Origin of the sequence: Maribellus maritimus (assembly GCF_022267315.1) — a bacterium.
GTDB lineage: Bacteria > Bacteroidota > Bacteroidia > Bacteroidales > Prolixibacteraceae > Draconibacterium > Draconibacterium maritimum.
Window position 1 is genome coordinate 75698 of sequence record NZ_JAIKLE010000020.1, and the last position, 20308, is coordinate 96005.

General features: G+C 36.0%; 19 protein-coding genes. All 19 read right to left on the minus strand.

Annotated elements, in window-relative coordinates:
- Window positions 1-12: 12 nt before the first annotated feature.
- Window positions 13-3093, minus strand: a complete 3081-nt coding sequence (gene ccsA, locus K5G00_RS17625) for a cytochrome c biogenesis protein (protein ID WP_238767502.1) — start codon at window positions 3091-3093, stop codon at window positions 13-15.
- A gap of 206 nt (window positions 3094-3299) precedes the next feature.
- Complete coding sequence (locus K5G00_RS17630; protein ID WP_238767503.1) at window positions 3300-3791, minus strand: cytochrome c family protein; 492 nt, start codon at window positions 3789-3791, stop codon at window positions 3300-3302.
- Between the two features lie 83 nt (window positions 3792-3874).
- Window positions 3875-5377 carry a NapC/NirT family cytochrome c gene (locus tag K5G00_RS17635; RefSeq protein WP_238767504.1) on the minus strand — a complete coding sequence of 501 codons (1503 nt, stop codon included), beginning with the start codon at window positions 5375-5377 and terminating at the stop codon, window positions 3875-3877.
- Window positions 5378-5683: 306 nt separating this feature from the next.
- Complete coding sequence (locus K5G00_RS17640; protein WP_238767505.1) at window positions 5684-6301, minus strand: cytochrome b/b6 domain-containing protein; 618 nt, start codon at window positions 6299-6301, stop codon at window positions 5684-5686.
- A 5-nt stretch (window positions 6302-6306) separates the two neighbouring features.
- Window positions 6307-7236: a cytochrome c3 family protein gene (locus K5G00_RS17645; protein WP_238767506.1), complete on the minus strand. Its 930-nt coding sequence runs from the start codon at window positions 7234-7236 to the stop codon at window positions 6307-6309.
- 180 nt (window positions 7237-7416) lie between these two features.
- The gene (locus K5G00_RS17650; RefSeq protein WP_238767507.1) at window positions 7417-8319 is read right to left on the minus strand and encodes a DUF5777 family beta-barrel protein; all 903 of its coding nucleotides are present in this window, start codon (window positions 8317-8319) and stop codon (window positions 7417-7419) included.
- A 20-nt stretch (window positions 8320-8339) separates the two neighbouring features.
- Window positions 8340-8726 carry a hypothetical protein gene (locus tag K5G00_RS17655; protein WP_238767508.1) on the minus strand — a complete coding sequence of 129 codons (387 nt, stop codon included), beginning with the start codon at window positions 8724-8726 and terminating at the stop codon, window positions 8340-8342.
- A 65-nt stretch (window positions 8727-8791) separates the two neighbouring features.
- The gene (locus K5G00_RS17660) at window positions 8792-9898 is read right to left on the minus strand and encodes a collagen-like protein (RefSeq protein ID WP_238767509.1); all 1107 of its coding nucleotides are present in this window, start codon (window positions 9896-9898) and stop codon (window positions 8792-8794) included.
- A gap of 148 nt (window positions 9899-10046) precedes the next feature.
- A complete protein-coding gene (locus K5G00_RS17665) occupies window positions 10047-10748 on the minus strand; it encodes a Crp/Fnr family transcriptional regulator (protein WP_238767510.1) in 702 nt (233 codons plus the stop codon).
- A 218-nt stretch (window positions 10749-10966) separates the two neighbouring features.
- Window positions 10967-11734: an acetylglutamate kinase gene (gene argB, locus K5G00_RS17670; protein ID WP_238767511.1), complete on the minus strand. Its 768-nt coding sequence runs from the start codon at window positions 11732-11734 to the stop codon at window positions 10967-10969.
- 14 nt (window positions 11735-11748) lie between these two features.
- A complete protein-coding gene (hisH, locus tag K5G00_RS17675) occupies window positions 11749-12348 on the minus strand; it encodes an imidazole glycerol phosphate synthase subunit HisH (protein ID WP_238767512.1) in 600 nt (199 codons plus the stop codon).
- Between the two features lie 34 nt (window positions 12349-12382).
- On the minus strand, window positions 12383-12817 hold the full coding sequence (locus tag K5G00_RS17680) for a VOC family protein (RefSeq protein ID WP_238767513.1): 435 nt from the start codon (window positions 12815-12817) through the stop codon (window positions 12383-12385).
- A gap of 20 nt (window positions 12818-12837) precedes the next feature.
- On the minus strand, window positions 12838-13383 hold the full coding sequence (locus K5G00_RS17685; RefSeq protein WP_238767514.1) for a TlpA family protein disulfide reductase: 546 nt from the start codon (window positions 13381-13383) through the stop codon (window positions 12838-12840).
- A 5-nt stretch (window positions 13384-13388) separates the two neighbouring features.
- Window positions 13389-15221: a hypothetical protein gene (locus K5G00_RS17690; protein ID WP_238767515.1), complete on the minus strand. Its 1833-nt coding sequence runs from the start codon at window positions 15219-15221 to the stop codon at window positions 13389-13391.
- A gap of 18 nt (window positions 15222-15239) precedes the next feature.
- Window positions 15240-16124 carry a formyltetrahydrofolate deformylase gene (gene purU / locus K5G00_RS17695; RefSeq protein ID WP_238767516.1) on the minus strand — a complete coding sequence of 295 codons (885 nt, stop codon included), beginning with the start codon at window positions 16122-16124 and terminating at the stop codon, window positions 15240-15242.
- Between the two features lie 62 nt (window positions 16125-16186).
- Window positions 16187-16576, minus strand: coding sequence for a hypothetical protein (locus K5G00_RS17700; protein WP_238767517.1), 390 nt, complete (start codon window positions 16574-16576; stop codon window positions 16187-16189).
- 62 nt (window positions 16577-16638) lie between these two features.
- A complete protein-coding gene (gene hisB / locus K5G00_RS17705; RefSeq protein ID WP_238767518.1) occupies window positions 16639-17760 on the minus strand; it encodes a bifunctional histidinol-phosphatase/imidazoleglycerol-phosphate dehydratase HisB in 1122 nt (373 codons plus the stop codon).
- Window positions 17761-17783: 23 nt separating this feature from the next.
- Window positions 17784-18815 (minus strand): histidinol-phosphate transaminase, encoded by a 1032-nt coding sequence (gene hisC, locus K5G00_RS17710; RefSeq protein ID WP_238767519.1) that lies wholly within the window; start codon window positions 18813-18815, stop codon window positions 17784-17786.
- 166 nt (window positions 18816-18981) lie between these two features.
- A complete protein-coding gene (gene hisD, locus K5G00_RS17715) occupies window positions 18982-20268 on the minus strand; it encodes a histidinol dehydrogenase (RefSeq protein WP_238767520.1) in 1287 nt (428 codons plus the stop codon).
- Window positions 20269-20308 lie beyond the last annotated feature (40 nt).

The following is a 20308-nucleotide window of genomic DNA, read 5'->3' on the forward strand; positions in this document are numbered from 1 at the left end:
TTCTATACTTTGTTAATTTTTAGTCTGTTGTTCTGATGTTTTTTCGGAAAAATAAGCAGCTACAATAATTACAAATACAATGGCAACAGCAACGTAAACACCTGCCGGAATCGGAGCGGCTTCACCTTGTGCGTAAGAATGTAGTCCTGATAGATAATAATTGACACCAAAATAGGTCATCAGTACCGAACTAATCCCGAGTAAGGCTGCGGCGCTCATCGTAAAATTTCCTTTAAATCCGGGTATTCTGTGCATGTGGCCAATAAAAGTATAAACCAAAACTGTGACCAAAGCCCACGTTTCTTTAGGATCCCATCCCCAGTATCTTCCCCAGGATTCGTTTGCCCAAACACCACCTAAAAAAGAACCGACTGTAAGTAATAAAAGGCCTATCATTAAAGTAATTTGTATAATATTTACTAATTCTCTAATGGTGAAATTTATCCTTGCCAGATTGTTTTTGTTTCTAAAAATCATAAGGATGAGGTTTAATAATCCGAGCAAAGCTCCTATTCCGAGAAAACCATAACTGGATGTAATTATTGCTACATGAACAATCAGCCAATAAGATTTAAGAACCGGAACAAGATTTGTGATTTCCGGGCTCATCCAGCTCATCCCGGCAACCATCAGCGCCAAACCTGAAAGGACTGTTGTCAGCGATAGTGTAATTTCAGAACGATTTGCAAAAATCAATCCGCCAAGACACGTGGCCCAGCTAATAAAAATCATTGATTCATAACCGTTGCTCCATGGTGCATGGCCCGAAATATACCAGCGAATTCCCAAACCGGCAGTTTCTGCCAGAAATAAGAGGAGAATAAAAACAACGGCTATTCGTCTCAGGCTTTTGAACTTAATTTTTGGGTTAAACAAGGTTATCAACTGGAGAATAAGCAGTATCAGTCCGGTAAACATAAATATCTTGGATAGTTTCCCAAAAATATTAAGGTTGTTGTATAAGATTTCCAGGTTTATTTTTGTTTTTGCCGGTAATATGTGCGAGCCAAATTGCTGCTGGTTATTTTTTAGATTTTCTAACAGTTGATTTGCGGTAGCCCAGTCGGAACGTTTTACTGCACCCAAATAGGCAGAAATGGTATTTTGAGCAAATGAAGCATCTTTTTCTGTCATCTCATCTAAATGGTTGAGCGAAACCCATTTGTGGTTGTCATGACCGGGAACCGGGAAAATGTTAAGGAAATCACCGCTGAAAACTCCCATTAATATATTTACCCGTTCGTCAACATTCATAACTTCTTTATCAAGTTTGTTGCGTTGGTTGCTGCTTTTGGCATAAGCAGCAGAAACCATCGAACTGAGTTTATAGCCGCCCATTTCGCGTGGAGCAACAATCATATTAAACGAAACATATTTACCTGTTGCACCTAACATTCTTCTTAATTCAGGGTTTGCAACTTTTATAACAGGTTCTGATTTCCATTTTTCCGGATTTGCCTGCATATCCAGAAAAACTTCAGTTGGCGACATTCCTTCCCAGCTGTTCTTTTTAGCTACTTTACGCAAGATTTCAGAAGCCAGTGTAGAAACGGGCTCCACACGCCCCTGACGGCTTTGAACAACAAGTTCGGCAAATGCTGATACGTGTTCATCGTTTAGCTCTCTGTTTGCGACTGACTGTGCATTTGTGTTAAATGCAAAAACAAATCCCAAAATAAGAATGGCAAACAATTTTTTTCTTTCTTCTCTCAATTTTGCAGATGTTTGGACCAGCGTCTTAAACCGGCTGTTTTTATTAAGTAATGTTAAAACCATACCCAATGCCATTATCAGATATCCCAAGTAGGTTACTCCCGTGCCTAAAGCATCGTGGTTAACGGAAAGTACTGTTCCTTTTTCATCCGTATCGTATGATGACTGGAAAAATCGGTATCCATTGTATTTTAGAATATTATTCATATAAATACGGAAAGGCATTTCGAAACTTCCGTCTTTTAAAACCACCTCACTTGCATAGGAAGACGGGCTGTTTGAGCCAGGATATCTCTCCAATTGAAAGTCTTCAAGATAAATTGAGAATGGTATTTCAATTATTTTGGAGCCATACGAAACTGAAATATCAATTCCGTTGATGTTTGTTGAATACAGCTCGCCAACTTCTCCTTTTTTACCATACACTATCAGGTCTTTGGAAACACCTCCTGCAGTAACTTGTATTTGCAACGCATCTGTAACCGGAATCCCTTGCTGAGGTTGAGAATAAACCAATTGAGTTTTACCGTTCATTAGAAATTGTTTGACAGCAAATGTCAGATTTCCGGCAGAGTAGGCATTTTGAGTGCTGATCTCTATTTCTTCTCCTGCGGCGTGATTTTCTGAATCCGTTTGCATCATTTGAGAGACTGAAACAGAGTCAGTTGACAAGAGAAACAGCTTGCCGTCTTTTATTTTGAAGTTGACATTAACATCAGGCCCCGGGGTGTTAAAACCTATCTTATTTCCATTTAGTACTTTAGTATTTCCTTCTTGTAAATTAAAATCGGTTCGTTGCATTCCTTCTCCAACTGCCATAACGGATACAACAGGTCCTCCGCTGGGATCGATTACCACTGTTTCCATCGCCGATGTCACATAAAGCAAATTTTTAACGTTTATTTTTTTTCCACCGATTTCTATTGTTTCAGAAAACCGGTTTGCCGTGTAAGGCGAAAACTTAACTTCTTTTTCTGTCTCAGCAACTTGATTGCCATTGGTAGCCAGGATTTTAATTACTGCAAAGTCTGAAATTATTGTATTGGATGAGCTTGCTTCCCTTATATGCATCATGCCTTCAAAGCCATGATAACGCGTTATTGCTGCGCCAATGATGATGACAACAAAAGCGATATGAAATAATAAAATGGTCCACTTCTTTTTGCTAAAAAGTTTGTATTTAAAAGCGCTACCTATAATATTTATGCAGAGTATAATAAGCAACACCTCGAACCATTTGGAATTGTATATTAAAATTTTGGCTGTAATTGTACCAAAGTCATTTTCCACAAAAGTGGCGTAAGCAATTGCAACAGCAAAAATTACAATTAGAATGCCTGTAAATAGCATTGAAAAAAGGAATGAAACAAATTTCTTCATAATTTCCTGACGTATTTTGTAATTAAGATTTAGCGAATATCAGATTTTTTGGTCTTTTTCAAAAATTATTTGATGGAACTTATTTAAACATTTTAGTAATATGAAATGAGAAAAGAATATGCTTGTGACGAATGTACAGTCCAAAAAAATTCCTTTGTTGAACCAACAAAGGAATTTTTTATTCTCTGATTTATTGGAAATAGGAATTAATTTGTTGTAGGATCGTCATGAGCAATCTTGGCTACATACTCATCGTAATTAAAGCCTTTAAAAGTTGGGCTTTCGTCATTGTGGCATTGAATGCAAACTTCTTCAGTTGGCATAATCATTCCTTTTGATAAAGCGAGCTTTTGATTTTTCATGATAGCAGCCGATTTATATATACTGCCCGGTCCGTGACACGATTCGCATGATACGCCTTCATCAACTTTAATTGTCGCAACCAGGCTTTTATCCACGCTTGCAGCAGTTGAATGGCATTTTAAACATTTCGGATCATTTTTTTCGTCACCTTTTAAAGTTTCCATGGCTTTAGCATGAGGTCCGGCTTCCCATTTGTTGAATTGCTCTCCTTTATCTGGTTTGTTGTGACACATCTTACATTTTGCAGCACCAATGTACTTATAGTTCTGAGCCATTGCCGCTGAGCTAAAGAAAATCGCCAGTCCCAGTAAAAACATCAATTTTTTGTACTTCATAATGATATTCTTTAAAGATTAATATTACTTTTTCAAATTGCGTTCCAAGTTTGTTTTAAATATAAATAATTTTTCAATTTTATCTAGTAGAGTGCTGTGTGACACATTGTACACAGCTCTGTCTCCCAGGCATCTCCAATGTCAGCCGGGTGCTCAAAGACCAGAGGTGTAAAAGAATTTGCGTATTGCATACTGTCTTTTGTTCCTTGCGCTAAAATATTATGACACAGGTTACAGTCTTTTGAAATTACTTTTCCCGATTCATTCGCATGTCTGTCGTTATGACAACGGTAACATCCGTCTGATTCCATGTGCCCGATGTTGTTTGGATATTCTTTCCAATTGACCTTCATAAAAGGGAAGATGTTATTTGCATATCCGTTTTGAATTTCAGCAACCGCATTATTAATATCAGCCTTTCTGTTTTCAAAAACCTCAGGGTAACTCGATTCGTACCATTCGGTAACCTGCGCTTCAATGGCTTCAAAGGCACTGTCTTTATCAGGATATTCCTGGTTTAGTGCCAGCATTGCAACCAATTTGATACTGGGTAAAGTTTTCGATATCTTTCCTTCGGCCAAAGATTCATCAATAAAATTTTGCGGCGCATTATAATTATGTGATGGACGGTTGTGGCAGTCCAAACAATCCATTGACCGTGTTTCAAGTGAGTCTAATTGTGCCTTGGAGAGCATATTTTCAGCATCTGTATAAATCTCTGTTTCTCCTGTTTTCAGATTTGTGTACCTTACCCAGGGAATGATCTGTCGATTGTCGGTTGATGTTTTATATTCAATTTTTACATCAGGACTGATGTGTTGGTGAATACCTTTTTCAATAATTCCGCCAACTATTTTATTGCTGGTTTTGATTTGCAGTTTTATTATTCTTTCTGTGTTCTCTTCATCGGAAAGGAAAGAATGCTTGATTCTTAATTTTCTGTCGTAAAATTTATCTGGCCAATGGCACTGCTCACATGTTTCTTGGGCAGGTCTTAAATTCGCAATTGGAGTAGGAATAGGTTGTGGATATTTTTTTGCCAAAACAGAATAAACCTGGTATAAACCTGATAATTTACTTTTTACATACCAACTGGCACCTGAACCAACGTGGCACTCAACGCATGCAACCCGTTCGTGTGAGGAACCATGGTAGGTTGTATACTCTGGTTCCATAACCTGATGGCAAAGTTTTCCACAAAATTCAACCGATTCCGTGTAATGAAATGCTTCATAACTTCCTATAGAAGAAATTATTAATAAGAATACACTGCCGATTACAAAAATTATTGATGCATTTCTGGTTGCAGTATTATTAAAATCAATTATTGGCCAACTCAGAACTTTTCCCTGGCGTTTTGCTCTTTTTGCCTTGTTGCGGTTGATTCTCATTCCAACCGGGATCAAAATCAGTCCAATTACCATAAATCCGGGCAGGACGATAAATATAAATAGCCCTATATAAGATCCTCCAAACCCAAAAAAATAATTGAGAATTGTTAACGACAGTATGGAGGCGAGGTTAAATAGTGCTAAAAGTGCACCTGTTATCGAGAGCCAGTTTTTTACAGACGATGGTAGTTTCATAGTATCTGTTTTTTAGTCGTTTACAATTGGTTTGCGAAATGCAATTTGGTGAAAAATACCTAATATTTCAACAGTTGTCCTTTATTTATATAATTTCTATATATGGTTGATTATTATGAGATTATGTTTTATTTCTTTTGTTCGCAATTATTTGTGTTTTTCTTATTTATCAAGACTTCTGAACTTGATCTGTTTTGTATTTGTTTTTCTTTTTTACATTTCTGTTTTTCCCTGAAAAAAGTGTCCAGAGTAACAAATGGTGTTACTATTTTAAATCCTTATCTGAAAGAACGCTATTTTTCTATTTTATACATGGTGCCATCCACTAACAATACTTTTGAAATTTTCTATTGGATTTTTGCCAATTGACGCAACATATAAATGGATGATAAGAAAGATAGAAATAAAAAATCCCATGGCAGAATGCAGGATGGCCGTTAAAAATACACCACTGATATTGTATACTCTGTCGATAATCGTTTCCGGATATAACAGTGCAAAACCACTGACGATTACCAAAGGAACAGCCATGTACATTACAATAATATATGAATATTTTTGAAGCGGATTAAATTTTCTTTTTTCTGAAAGAGGGTAGGGAGCTTTCATTCCATGGAACATTCCCCATGCATAATAATATGCCTGTTTCATAGGCCTTTTAAGAAAACCTTTGGGTTTTACAATGTAAGACTTTTTGTTGTTGGTAAACAAATTTCCCAATAAAAACAACAAGTAGTTTATTGAAACGATTACACCGGCATAGTTGTGGATATTTACAATTGCGTTAAAGCCGATAAAATTATTCTCAACTCCTGAATTCATTGAGATCCCTGAAAAAATCAGAAGAATTATTCCAATTGCATTAATACCATGCCAGATTCTTAACCATTTTGGATAGAAATATATTTTTTTGTCTGATTCCATATCAATTATTTTTTTAATATCCTGAAAATTAAGTGAGTGATAATTCCCGCCATTGCTGCAAGAAAGATAATAATACTTAAAACTTTAAGTAGCGGAAGCTGATGGGTACCAATTACATATGAATCGTTAGATAAAACACCTAACACCCCACCGTCTTCTGCTCTTTGCTGAAGATTCTGATATTTGTAAAGAGATGCCTTTAGTTTTGAATTAGCAGAATGACATTCAGCACACTTGCGAACCGCGAGTTCTTTTTCAAGAATATTATGGGAAACCATTAAACTGTCGGCTACCTGAGTATGACATTCTATACACCTGACATGTTGAAAATGTAGCTCCTGATTAGGTAACCAATTGTGGATATCCACAATCTCGGGATTTTCGTGTCCTGCTACCAGTGAGTATTTTTTCATGTCGTTGTGGCACGATAAACACATGTTATTGCTGTATTCCACTATTTCCAACACGCTGCTGCTGGTACGTGCCGTTGTTGCGTAAGTATGCTGGCTGTGACATTTTGAGCAGGTGAAATTGTCGCCGTATACCTGATAATGTACACTTTTTTGAAACTCTTCCTGTATTCTTTCAAATTGGTAAGTGGCAAATGATTCATCTCCTCCGTGGCAGTCGAGGCAGGTAGCTAAGGGTTCAAGTTTTACATTCGCAGGATGAGGATAGCTGGTGTACTCATAGGAGTGACAGTCAGTACAATCAAAAACACTGTGAACTCCGTTTTTTAGAGCAATCGTGTCTAATATGTAATAGGGGTTCATTAACCTTTTTTCCTCAGTATCCATTAGGTCGTTGTGAAAACTGTAGGTTTGATTAGAATGACATTTCAAACACTGATGATTTTCAGGATCATCATAATATTGTGCCTTTAAAGATAATGATGCACAATACAAAATAATAAATAAAAAAAGACGATTATTCATCGGTATATATTTAAATTGATTGTTTTTTTCGTTTTTGATAACGGTTTTGTGTAATCGTTCTATATGTCTTATTTCGTTAGATTTAATAAAAATTTCTTTTTCGTGCTTTTTAAAAAATGGTAATATCATTTATTTGATATTACCATCCTTCAACAAAATTATTTTGCTATAATTATTTTTTTAGAACATCCATAACCGCGTAATGGTAAAACCAATGGCAAGCCCTTTATCTTTCCAGTCCTTTTGATTATACATCATGATATCTTGAGGGATAATTCCATCCGCAGTTCCTACATATATCTGAAAGGCATGTGTAAATGTGAAGATTTCAACACCAAATGCAAGGTTTGGCTTAGGATGTGTATCCCACGTCCATTGTTCTGAGATATCCTTAATTTTTAAAGGATGATCATAGGTGAAAATCAATGACCCCTGTGGTGAGAATTTTATTCTTCCGTTCAAGTGAGCTCCGATTATATCGTGGTTATAATCCCATCCTGACATATTATAATGAGTGAAACTTGCTCCTGCCTGGATTGACAGCCAATCGTTAAATTTGCGACCAATTATAAGCTGTGAATAATACGAAAGCCGGTCATCAAATTTGATTGACTTTGGTTGTGTTTCTCCTTTAGAGGAAACAACTTGTCCTGTTTCCAAAGTATTTACGTCCCTGCCGTCGATTGCTGCCGATCCATATAATGCAACGGACACGGGTATTGTATTTTTTTCTGTTTGTTTGAAAATGGTCCATTTGGCATTAAAATCGGTATACATGTTTTTCTTTGTTTGCCCGATTCCAATTTGCAAATTCTTAACAGGAATATAATTTAAAGCTAATCTTACATTTGCTCCGGGTGCATAAATTCCCCATAAATCGGAGGTTCCGTTGTCCATGCTGCCAAATTTGTGTTGGATGATAAATTCCAGTGTTCTGGCATCAGGAATTACTGTTGTTTGTGCGTCAATTAGAACTCCGCTTTCAAAAGGATTGGTTACCGGCTGATCTTTTTCTTCCTCCTGTGCAAAAGAATTGCTAATAACAATTCCTAAAATAAAAAGAAGCAATATATGTTTTTTCATAATTCTTGTTCTATAATTTATTAGTTATTCTTTGCTCCCTGCTGAATCCAACCTAAGACATAAACAGCCTCGGTTTCTGAGTATTTTGGATGAGAATCAGTGTTGTCAGGATTTGGTCTTGTATAAATCAGACTTTCTTCCGGTGTAGAGTTGATATACCTTGTGCTGTTCAGCGAAGAAAAAGCGTTTGCTGCTGATAAATCGGGAAGTTGCTTCCCTGTTGTGTGACAGGCAACGCATTTGCTTTCAAAAATTGGGATTATATCTGCTGAAAATGAAATTTCCTCAGCATCCGGATCATCCGGATCTATTACCGGAACTTCTTCTGGAACAATAAAATCATATTTACATCCAACAAAGAATAAAGCAATTAAAACAATTGTGAATAAATATTTTAATGATTTCATTTTGTCAATTTTTAAAAAAAAGACTTCTGAAAAAAAGAAGTCTTTTTTTGTATATTATCAGGTTTTTATTCATGAGCCAGTAATTCTTCTTCAAGTGCTTGTTTGGTATTTAGCAGCAATGCTTTTACATATTGTGGATTGTGCGCACCCATGCTGCGGTCTTCTTCCAAACCAATCCAATTAAAAAAAGCTTCCACCTGGATTATCGGATATGCACCTGTTTTGGGTTCATAAGCTTCATCTGCTTCTACATATTCTACAACGTCAAGGGCAATAAGCTGGTCTCTTATTTCTTCCAACAGATTTTCAATTTCAGTTCTTACTCCACCATAATTGAAATCATCAAGGTTGGTGCCATGGCAATCATTACAAGCTGTCAGACTTGGAATGAAACTGTGGCCTCCTTGGGCTTCAGCCATATCGAATTCCGCCATGTGGCATCCTGTACAAGAAGCCTGTGCCAGGTGTTTAGCTGTTCCTGCATCCGGATATGCGACATCACCTTCTATTTCAGCAAAGCCTGTTCCATAAACTACATTTGATTGTGCTCCGTGATGAGGTCCGTAATGGGTGCTGGTTATGGCATATAATCCATTATCAGCTGCATCTACCAGAGCTCCATTTCGGTCATACTGATCTTCATCAACCGGTGGTGCTGTTCTTGATTGGTGGCAAACGGCGCACAAATTGCTGTTACCATTCAAATCCATTGTTACCTCATTATCAAAGTTTGCGACAATCGGATCAGATGATCTTAAAGCATAGTCGATGCCTTCGAATGTTTTATGTAAGCCGTGACATGTGCTGCATTGCCAGGCACTTGGGTTTGTGATATCACCAGCAACAAAACCAACAGTCATGGTTTGTACAAATTGTTCGTGTGAATGACAAGGCGCACAACTTGCCCGACCGCCGGCATAATCAACTGCAATTGCACCAACACTATGTGCCGACATTGCAAATTCTCCTTTTTTTAATTCCATGTTTTCACTTGCGTGGCAGACCAAACAAGTAACATTTCCGTCAACTCCGTCACGGCCATCACTGCCGTCGGCTCCGTCCTGTCCGTCTGCACCAGCAGGTCCCATTGGGCCTTCTTTAACACACGAGGAAGCTAAAAAAGCACAAATAAAGCCAAACAGAATAAGTTTTAAAGTTGATGAGCATTTCATAATTAGATAGATTTGATATTAAAATTCAATTTTCACAATATTTTGGTAGTAAAAATACTTTAGAATTGAATCTGTTTTACACGCTTGGTGGTGATATATCAAATTGAGGTTGTTGATATAAAATGAAATGCAGATTGATAAATATCAACTATCCGTTTTTGCTTACAGATAATAACGCACTTTCGTTTAATATTTGGAATTCATTCCCGTTTGTTTTTATAAATTCGGAGCTCTTAAATTCCTGTAAAATACGAACAAAGCTTTCCTTGGTCATATTCGACATTTCTGCTAATTCCTGTCGTGTTAAAGGTATGGAGAACGTACTATCTCCAAATACTTCGTTTTTTAAATATAACAAGGTATCTGCCACACGACCGGGCATATATTTTTGAGTTTGGTTTACCAATTTATTTAGCAGGTAATTATTTTGTTTGATATGGAATCGCAGCATTTCCACTGCAAATTGGTTGTTCTCTCCAAATAGCTTTACAAGCTTTGAAGAATCTATAAGACAACAAACAACTGGCGTAACTGCTGAGATGGTAAATTTTTGAATGTTTCCGTTAAATAATCCTCCTCCTGTGACAAAATCATGTTTTGAAATTAAACGAACAATCGAGTTTTTCCCTTTGATTCCTTCCACATACAACTTTGCTAAACCTTCGCGGACACAAACTACAAAAGTTGATGTTGTATTTTGTTTTACAATTGTTTCTCCTGGGTTGTATCTTATTTGTTGTTTGCCATCAGTTAAAAAGTCCAATTCTTTGTCTGTCAAACCGACAAAAATACTCTTATCATCTTCCTCAAAACATCCCTTGCAACATCCGGATTTTAGTTTTGAGCACATTTCACATTTTTCTTCTAAAATTTTCGCCACAATAACCTCCTCAATATAAACGGTCTAGTATTTTTGAAAATTCAAGCTAAATTGAATTTTTCTTGCCCTAAACTAACAATTTAAACTAATATTTTCAATATTAGTTCATTTTTTCAATAAAAATGAACATATGTTTTTATATTTTGTGAGATTATTTTATGAAATTAACAAATGAGAAGTTTGTTAGTTTAAATAAGCCTTGTTCCTCTTCCGCTTGAAATATTTTCGTGATTTGTGATTAAAACTTCCTTTACTCCACTTTTTTTTGCTCTAAATCCGTTGTCAAGTTTAGGTATCATTCCTTCTTTTATTATCCCCTCTGATTGGCATTTTTTGAAGAGGTTATAATCTAAATCGTAAATAATGCTGTTTTCATTTTTTGCATCGAGTAAAACTCCTTTTTTTTCAAAACAATAAAAGAGATAAACCGAATAATAACGGGCAAACTCCATAGCAATCTCCGAAGCGATTGTATCTGCATTTGTGTTAAGCAAATTTCCTTTCCCGTCGTGAGTTAACGGGGCAACAACAGGTGTAACATTCTCGTTTATCAGAAGCCGGAGTTCGTCTGAATTTACGTCATCTACATCGCCGACAAAGCCATAGTCGATGTCTTTTACCGGCCTTTTGTGAGCATGGATTAAGTCTAAATCGGCACCGGTTAATCCGATAGCGTTACAACCACGAGCCTGTAACCCGGCCACGATTTTTTTGTTTACCAGTCCGCCGTATACCATTGTTACAACTTCCAGCGTTTCTTTGTCGGTAATTCTCCTACCGTCCACCATTTTAGTTTCAATACCTAGTTTGGCCGCTATTTGTGTAGCCGAGCGTCCTCCTCCGTGAACCAAGATTTTGTTTCCCGAGATGCTACAAAATTGGTCGAGTAATGCACTTAACGTTTCGGGTTCTTCTACAACCTTTCCACCAACTTTTATGATTGTGAGTCTATCCATGCCGAAATTTACGATTAAATTTTTAAAAAGTTTTCCAGAATTTTTGCTCCAATTGTTCCACTTTTTTCCGGGTGAAACTGGGTGGCATAAAAATTATTTTTTTGAAGTGCAGCGCTAAAAGGAACAATGTAGTTACATGTTGCTGCAGTGTGTTCGCCAATGCTCGCATAATACGAGTGGACAAAATACACATATTGGTTTTCAGTATCATTCGTAAAAAGTGAACTCTTAAGGTTTGAAATTGAATTCCATCCCATGTGCGGAACTTTTGTAATAAATTCTTCACCGGGATTGGGAATAAAACGTTTTACTTTTTCTTCAAAAATTCCCAGGCATTCTACATCGTTTTCTTCGGAATGTGAGCACATCAGTTGCAAGCCTAAACAGATTCCCAAAACGGGTTGTTTTAGCGAAACAATCAGTTTGTCAAGCCCCCGCTTTTTTAGATAATTCATGGTTGTACTGGCCTCGCCAACTCCTGGGAAAATAACTTTGTCGGCATTTCTGATTTTTTCCGGCTCAGCAGTGATTTCAGCATTTACATTCAAGCGATTCAGCGCGTTATTTACCGATTCAATGTTTCCTGCGTTGTATTTTATTATTACGATGTTCATTGTTCCTTAATTTCTGCGTTGTTTTTCCTACAAGTTATATAACTCGCCCTTCTTCGTATACGATTTCGTATTTTATCCCCTCCAAGTCTTTAAAGAAAAGTGCATAGTAACTTTTACCATGCTGAGGGTAAAATTTGGGTTCATCAACTATATTTGCTCCGGTTTCTTTTATTTTCAAATAAAGGTTGTCCACTTCTTCGCGTGATTTGGCTTTAAAAGCCAAATGATGCAACGAACCTGGTTTCCTTCGGTGAATGGTTTCGTTTTTAAAAATATTTCTCGGCGAGACAATTGCAAACAGCAATCGGGAATGCCCGTATTCAACAACATCAAATTCGTGTGCAGCAACTGTTCCTTTGTGTTTGTGCCTCAGGTTAAATCCTAAAACAGGCAGAAACTTGTCATAAAAAGGTTCTGCTACTTTTAAATCTTTTACAGTTACAGTGATGTGGTCGATTATTGGTTCCACGAGGTGTTTTTTATTATGACTTAGCTCTTTAATAATAAATCAATTACTTCCACCATCTCGTTAAATTCATCTTCTTTGTAAAGCCGTGTCATGTAAACAATTTTACCAGTTTTATCGATGATTACATTTCGTGTGACTCCGGCACCCTGAGCGGCAAATTTGTAAAAAATTTCAGCGCCCGGATCTAAGGCAAGCGGATAGGTAATTTTAATGTCTTTCTCAAATTGTTTAACTTTCTCCAATGGCTCGTCCATGTCAATTCCATAGAGTGCAAAATTTTCGTTGTTTTTATGTTTTTGCCAGATTTTACTTTCGATATGCGGCATTTCTCTTCGGCAAACAACACACCAACTGGCCGTAAACTGAAGCATAATAACTTTGCCTTTTAAATCGGATGTTTTTACACTACTGCCATCGGTTAGCTGAAATTCAATTTCAGGCATTTGTTGCCCGATTTTTACAATATACCCGTAATCTTCAGGAATTTCTTTTTGAGGAATACTGGTAATTTGTGCATTTGCTGATAGACCTAAAATGATGTAGACAAATAATAAATATTTCTTCATGAGACTTAATGATTAAAATTTCTTTTTAAAAAATAGTAATAATCTTGCAATGGCTTCTCAAAGTGGTTGATACTAATTTTACTTTTAATAAAGTTTTCATATAGTTGATGTGAAAAATCTATCTCTTTAAAGATAAACGCATAATATGATAATTCTAATTCAAATCGAAATTTGTGGGGCGAATTTTCTAATTTGGCAATGATAATTTTGGCTGCATCGTAGTTTCTTTTCTGTATTTGAATTAGCGATGAAAAGTTTTTTTGTGAAAAATGAGTCTGAAATTCAATTAAATTATTTAATGATTCAAAAAGAGTAAAAATTGCCTCCAATTCATTTTTATATTCTTCATATATTTGTAATGCCTCTTCGAGCCTTTGTATTTTATTCTCTACCCCTTGAAGATCTAATTGTCTTAAGGAGTAATCAATTCTTTCAACTTCTCCTAATTTTCGAAGATTAAAACATCGATGATTAATACATTCAACTGGGATTTTTTCAAAATAATTGATAAGAGTTATTTTTTCAGAGTTAATGAAGGAAGAAATAATGGATAAACTTTGAAGATAAATTTTGGGAATTTGATTTCTAATACTTTTCAATAAATCAAAAAAGTCCATGAAAAAAAAGAGAGCCTCAATTCTGGAATTATTTCTTATTATTTCAAAAATGTTATCTATGATTTTAATGAAGTAATCTAGATAATCAATATTGTTGATTATTGCAATTTTTAATAGATGGGATATGCCTATAAAGTATTCTAAATCATCCGTTTTCGTTAAATGATGTAGTTCGAAATCTTTTAGAATTGAAGGGATTTTTTCAATTTGATTGGATTGCCTATAATAAGTTATTTCATAGTCAAAGATTTTAATTTTATCGGTTGTAGATTCATTTTTGAAAGATTCCTTGTATTCAGAAAAGAGACTATATGCATTTTTGTTATTTTCCAAGAGGTAGATGTCGATCAAATTCTGGAAAGCAACGTGTGTTATTTCCTTTTTTAATTTTTTGACATTTTGAATATTTTTTTCATAAAAGTTTTTTGCCGTTATAGGATTGTTGAAATTTCTTTCAAAGACTGCATGATTATTTAATGCAGTAAAAAAAAGTTCATTTTTTTCTCCTTCTGAATTGTAAATAATTTCATGATTAATTTCTCTTGCTTTTTTGAATTTTCCTTGTTGATAATAAACAAATGAAAGGAGATGACTCTTTGTGGAGTTACTTAGAATCTTGTTAGCATATTTTTCAGCATTTTTTATGTTTCCCAAACTCAGATTATGCCGACTGATGTTTTGAAGAATATAGTCTTTTTCTGTTTCAGTTAAATTTAATTTTAGTGCTAATTTGTTTAATCTTAATAGTCTATAATCATATTGTTCTAGACTCCTTTCCAGCCTTTTTATGAAGATTATTTTTCCAGAAGTGGATAAAAAAAGAGTTCTGAATACCCAATCAATGTATTTGAAAGACTCAGGTAAATAAAAAACATAATAGAGTATAAAAATTTCCTTGCCCCTTTTTCCTTTTATCTGTGTTGCAATAATATTAGTTAGAACTAATTCATGTATTAATGGAAAATAGAATGAAATACTAATGTTTAGTACAAATATCCAATAGATAATGTGAGTTAAAAGATTAATGTTTGTGAATATTTGGGTATAAATAAAAACAAGAACTAAAGTGAGAAAAAGGCTTTTTAAAAATCTGATTTTGCTTATTTTTCGCTTTAGACTAAAAATTATAATTTGAGATAAAACAGTCAATAATAGAAGAAAGAATGTCTCCTTTAAAGAGTGATCTTCTAAAAAACTGTATAAACTCATTATATTTTCCATCGAAACAAAAATATCATATCAATTAAATACAACGGTACGGTTTTTATACACAAGAATTTTTCGTTGCAAATGTTTATATACTGCTTGCGAAAGTACAATTTTTTCTAAATCGCGACCTTTCCGGATTAATTTTTGAATGGTATCAACATGGCTGCAGCGAGTGACATCCTGTTCGATAATCGGGCCGGCATCCAAATCGGAAGTAACATAATGACTGGTCGCACCAATAATTTTCACCCCTCTCTGGTGTGCTGCATGATAAGGTTTAGCTCCTGCAAAAGCAGGTAAAAAGGAATGATGGATATTGATTATTTTATTCGGATATTTTTTAACAAACGCGGGAGAAAGAATTTGCATATAACGCGCCAGAACAACAAAATCGATATTGTGTTTTTTTAGCAATTCAAGCTCTGTTTTTTCCTGTTCGTCTTTGTTTTCTTTTGTAATAGGAAAATGGTAAAAATCTATCCCAAAGCGTTCAGCAACAGGTTTTAATGTTTCATGATTGCTGATTATGATTGGAATTTCAACATCCCATTCTCCTGCCGTGTAACGTGCCAGAATATCAAAAAGGCAATGGGGCATTTTTGAAACAAACAGTGCCATTCGTGGAATCTCATCAGCAAAATACAAACGCCAGTACATTTCAAGTGGCTTTCCAATCAGAGTGTCGAAATATTCGCCGATTTTTTCTTTTGGGATGGCAAAATTTTCAAGTTCCCATTCCACCCGCATGTAAAATATTTTTTCCTGTCGATCAACGTGCTGGTCGAGGTAAAGAATATTCCCGTGGTTTTTATTCAGGAATTCGGTAACGGTGGCCAGAATACCCTGTTTATCCGGACAGTGAATCAGCAGAATGGCTGTGTTTTTTTTCTCGCGAAGTGGTTTTATGGTTTTCATAACTGAAAGCCCCCAAACCCCAATAAGGGGCTTTTGGCCGTGGAAGCGCGGTCTTATTATTTCTAATCTTTTTTTAATTCTATAAATGTTTGAACTTGCAGCAATGCATTAAATTGTTCTTCGAGGCTTTTGGTCATAGATAAGATGGTTGGTTTTGTCAGTTTTAGTTCATCAAAGTTGTCAAATAATTTATCAGACAAGTTTTTTTCAGATGATTCTTTCATCTTCGATAAATATCTACTACAAGTAATGTCGCCAAATATAATTTCATTTGACGCATTATTTTTGCTAATATAAATTGTTAATTCATTCTGTATCTTATTTGATAAATTCTGAGTTGCTTTAAATTGTATTTTTAAATGCTCCAGTTCATCTTTCGGTTTTCTGAAGAAACTGAATTTGAATGTTAAAATGGCGACAATAAGTGCTACTAATCCAATAAGTATTTCCATTTTTATTTATTTAAAATAGCATTCATATTCATTTTCTTCAAATTTTTTCCAGTTGGAATAAATTATAATGCACCTTTTGTAGAAGGAAGTTCAAAATTAAAAATATCTCGTTTTATGGCCATTTTTATGGCTTTTGCCACTGCCTTAAAAATAGCTTCAATTTTGTGATGCTCATTTGTTCCCTCCGCTTTTATATTCAAATTTGCAAGCGATGCATCGGAAAATGATTTGAAAAAGTGCATAAACATTTCAGTGGGCATATCGCCTACTTTTTCACGTTTGAATTCCGTGTCCCAAATTAACCAGGGGCGGCCGCCAAAATCAATTGCTGCCATTGCCAGACAATCATCCATTGGCAAACAGAAACCGTAACGTTCCATGCCTAATTTGTTGCCGATTGCTTTTTTAAAAGCTTCTCCCAAAGCCAAACCTGTGTCTTCAATTGTGTGGTGTTCATCTACTTCCAAATCGCCTTTTACCTGAATCGTCAGGTCTGCGCCTGAGTGCCGTCCGATTTGATTCAGCATGTGATCAAAAAAGTTTAGTCCTGTTGAAATATTAGAAACACCCGAACCATCAAGATTTAATTCAACAAAAACGTCGGTTTCTTTGGTTGTACGTTTTACTGTTGCTGTTCTTTGAGGAGCGGCAACACAAGCGTAAATATCATCCCAGTCGTCAGAGATTAATACACAAGTATTGGTCAATTCTTGTTTTTCCAATTCTTCAGATAATGAACCGTCGTTGATGAGAATTCCTTTGGCACCCAGGTTTTTTGCCAGTTGGATGTCGGTCAAGCGGTCGCCAATTACAAAACTGTTGGCTAAATCATAATTGCCTTCCATGTATTTTGTCAGCATCCCGGTGCCGGGTTTTCGTGTACTTAAATTCTCGTGCGGAAAACTTCTGTCGATGCAAATATCATCAAAAACAACACCTTCTCCTTCAAAAGCCTTCAGAATAAAATTATGCACCGGCCAGAATGTATCTTCAGGAAAAGAGTCGGTTCCCAAGCCATCCTGATTGGTCACCATCACCAAATCGTAGTCGAGATTTTCACGAATAAAATGCATATTCCGAAAAACTCCGGGCAAAAATCCCAATTTCGAAAACGAATCAATTTGTTCGTCTTCTGTTTCAAAATTTAGTGTTCCGTCACGATCTATAAAAAGTACTTTTTTCATGCTGATTTTATCTCTTTTTCAAATTATACTAATTCTTTAAACGCTGTTAACAAAGTTTCATTTTCTGAAGAGGAACCAATTGTAATTCGTAAACTATCATCACATAGATGCACATTCGACCGGTTTCTAACGATTATCCCTCGTTCAACAAGATAGTGATATATTCCTTTGGCATCGTGCATTTTAATTAACAGAAAATTTGCATCGGATGGATGTACCTGAACTACAAATGGGAAGCCCTTTAGTAAATCAGCCATTTTAGCACGTTCGGCAATTAATAGTTTTACCCATTTTTTTACTTCTTCCTTTTTTTCAACCAGCTCCAAGGCTTTTGTTTGCGTTAGAATATTGAGGTTGTACGGATATTTTATTTTATTCAGAATACTCACTATTTCAACAGACGCAAAGGCCATTCCCAAACGAATTCCTGCCATTCCCCATGCTTTTGAAAAAGTCTGCAAAATGACGAGGTTGGCATTTTCGTTGAGTTTTGGAAAAAAGGATTTTCCCGGAGCGAAATCAATGTACGCTTCATCCAGAACCACAATTCCGTCAAATTCGTCGATAACCTTTTGAATTTTTTCTGCGTCAAGACTGTTTCCTGTCGGGTTATTGGGGGAGCAAAGGAAAATCAGTTTTGTATTCGGATTTACAGTTTCGAGAAGCGCGTCAACATCGATTTCAAAATCCTCCGTCAGCGACACTTTTTTTACTTCTACATTGTTTACGCCGGCTGCTACCTCGTACATTCCGTAAGTTGGATTGAAAGTTATAATATTATCGGTTCCCGGCTCGCAAAAAGCGCGAATTAATAAATCGATAGGTTCGTCGCTTCCGTTTCCTAAAAAAATATTTTCAGGAGTTATGTCCTTAATTTTTGAAATTTTTTGTTTAAGCTCTCTTTGCAAGGGATCCGGATAACGATTGTATGGCTCGTTAAAAGGGTTTTCGTTTGCGTCGAGAAAAACCATGGCTTCGCCGGCATATTCGTCTCTTGCTGACGAATAAGGTTTTAATTCGGCTATATTTTTTCGAAGTAATTTACTTAAATCCATCTTTCATTTATTGGTTTTGCCTCCACTAAGTCATTGTTTTGGCATTTTTGGTTTATGTTTTTTAAAGTTTTTGAAACAGTTCAGAATGACGTTCTTTATTAACTGTCGTTGTGCTAATTTATTTCAGCATCTTATTTTGACTATCAATTTTTTGTTCTAAGAAACCTTAGCCGTTTAAGTTTTTTAATCGTAAAGTTACCGCATTTTTGTGCGCTTCAAGTTCTTCTTCTGCCGCCATTTTTTGAATCGCCGGACCAATATTTTTTAACCCTTCTTCGGAAATTTCCTGAAACGTTATTTTTTTTAAAAAACTGTCGAGATTTACACCACTGTGGGAGCGCGCCCAGCCATTTGTTGGCAAGGTGTGGTTTGTTCCCGAAGCATAATCTCCGGCACTCTCAGGTGTAAGATTTCCCAGAAAAACAGAACCTGCATTACTTATTTTTTCAGCCATTTCAATATAATCGGCTGTGCAAATAATTAAGTGTTCCGGTGCATATTCGTTGATTAAATCGACTTGCGCGTTTTTGTCGGTTATTACAATTGCCATGCTGTTATCCAGCGCTTTTGCTGCAAACTGTTTTCGTGGTAATTTATCCAGTTGTTTTTGAATTTCTGCCTGAATTTTTGTTACTAAATCTTCTGAATTTGCAACCAGAATCACCTGGCTGTCAACACCGTGCTCTGCTTGCGATAACAAATCGGAAGCAACAAAAGCCGGATTTGCAGTTTCATCGGCAACAACCAAAACTTCCGAGGGGCCGGCTGGCATATCGATGGAAACATTGTTCATGCTAACCAATTGTTTGGCTGCCATTACGTATTGATTTCCAGGACCAAAAATTTTGTAGGTTTTCGGAACGTTTTCAGAACCGTAAGCCATGGCCCCAATTGCCTGAACACCTCCCAATTTAAAAATTTTTGTTACACCCGAAACTTTGGCGGCATACAAAATTGCCGGGTGGATTTTTCCTTCTTTGTTGGGTGGAGAGCATAAAACAATTTCTTGGCACCCTGCAATCTGCGCCGGAAGTGCTAACATTAAAACCGTTGAAAAAAGTGGCGCTGTACCACCGGGAATGTACAATCCAACTTTTTCGATGGCAACTGCTTTTTGCCAGCAGGTAACACCCGGAGTTATTTCGTGTTTTTTTAACTCGGTTTTTTGTGCCGCATGAAATCCCGATATATTTTCAGAAGCAAGTTGGATGGCTGATTTTAGTTCCATATCAACCAGTTGTTCTGCTTCATTTATCTCTTCGTCTGAAACCGAAAATGATTCCAATTGCACCCCGTCAAATTTTTGGGTGAATTCACGAAGTGCTTCATCACCGCGGCTTTTTATTTCGTTTAAAACCGACTGAACCCTGGAGTAAAGTTCTGAAACATCGATAAGCGGACGTTTCAAAATCTCGGGCCAGTCTTTTTTATCCGGATTTATGAATGTTTTCATAAGTTTTGTCTTTGTTGATGTAAATGAAAAACAGCCATAC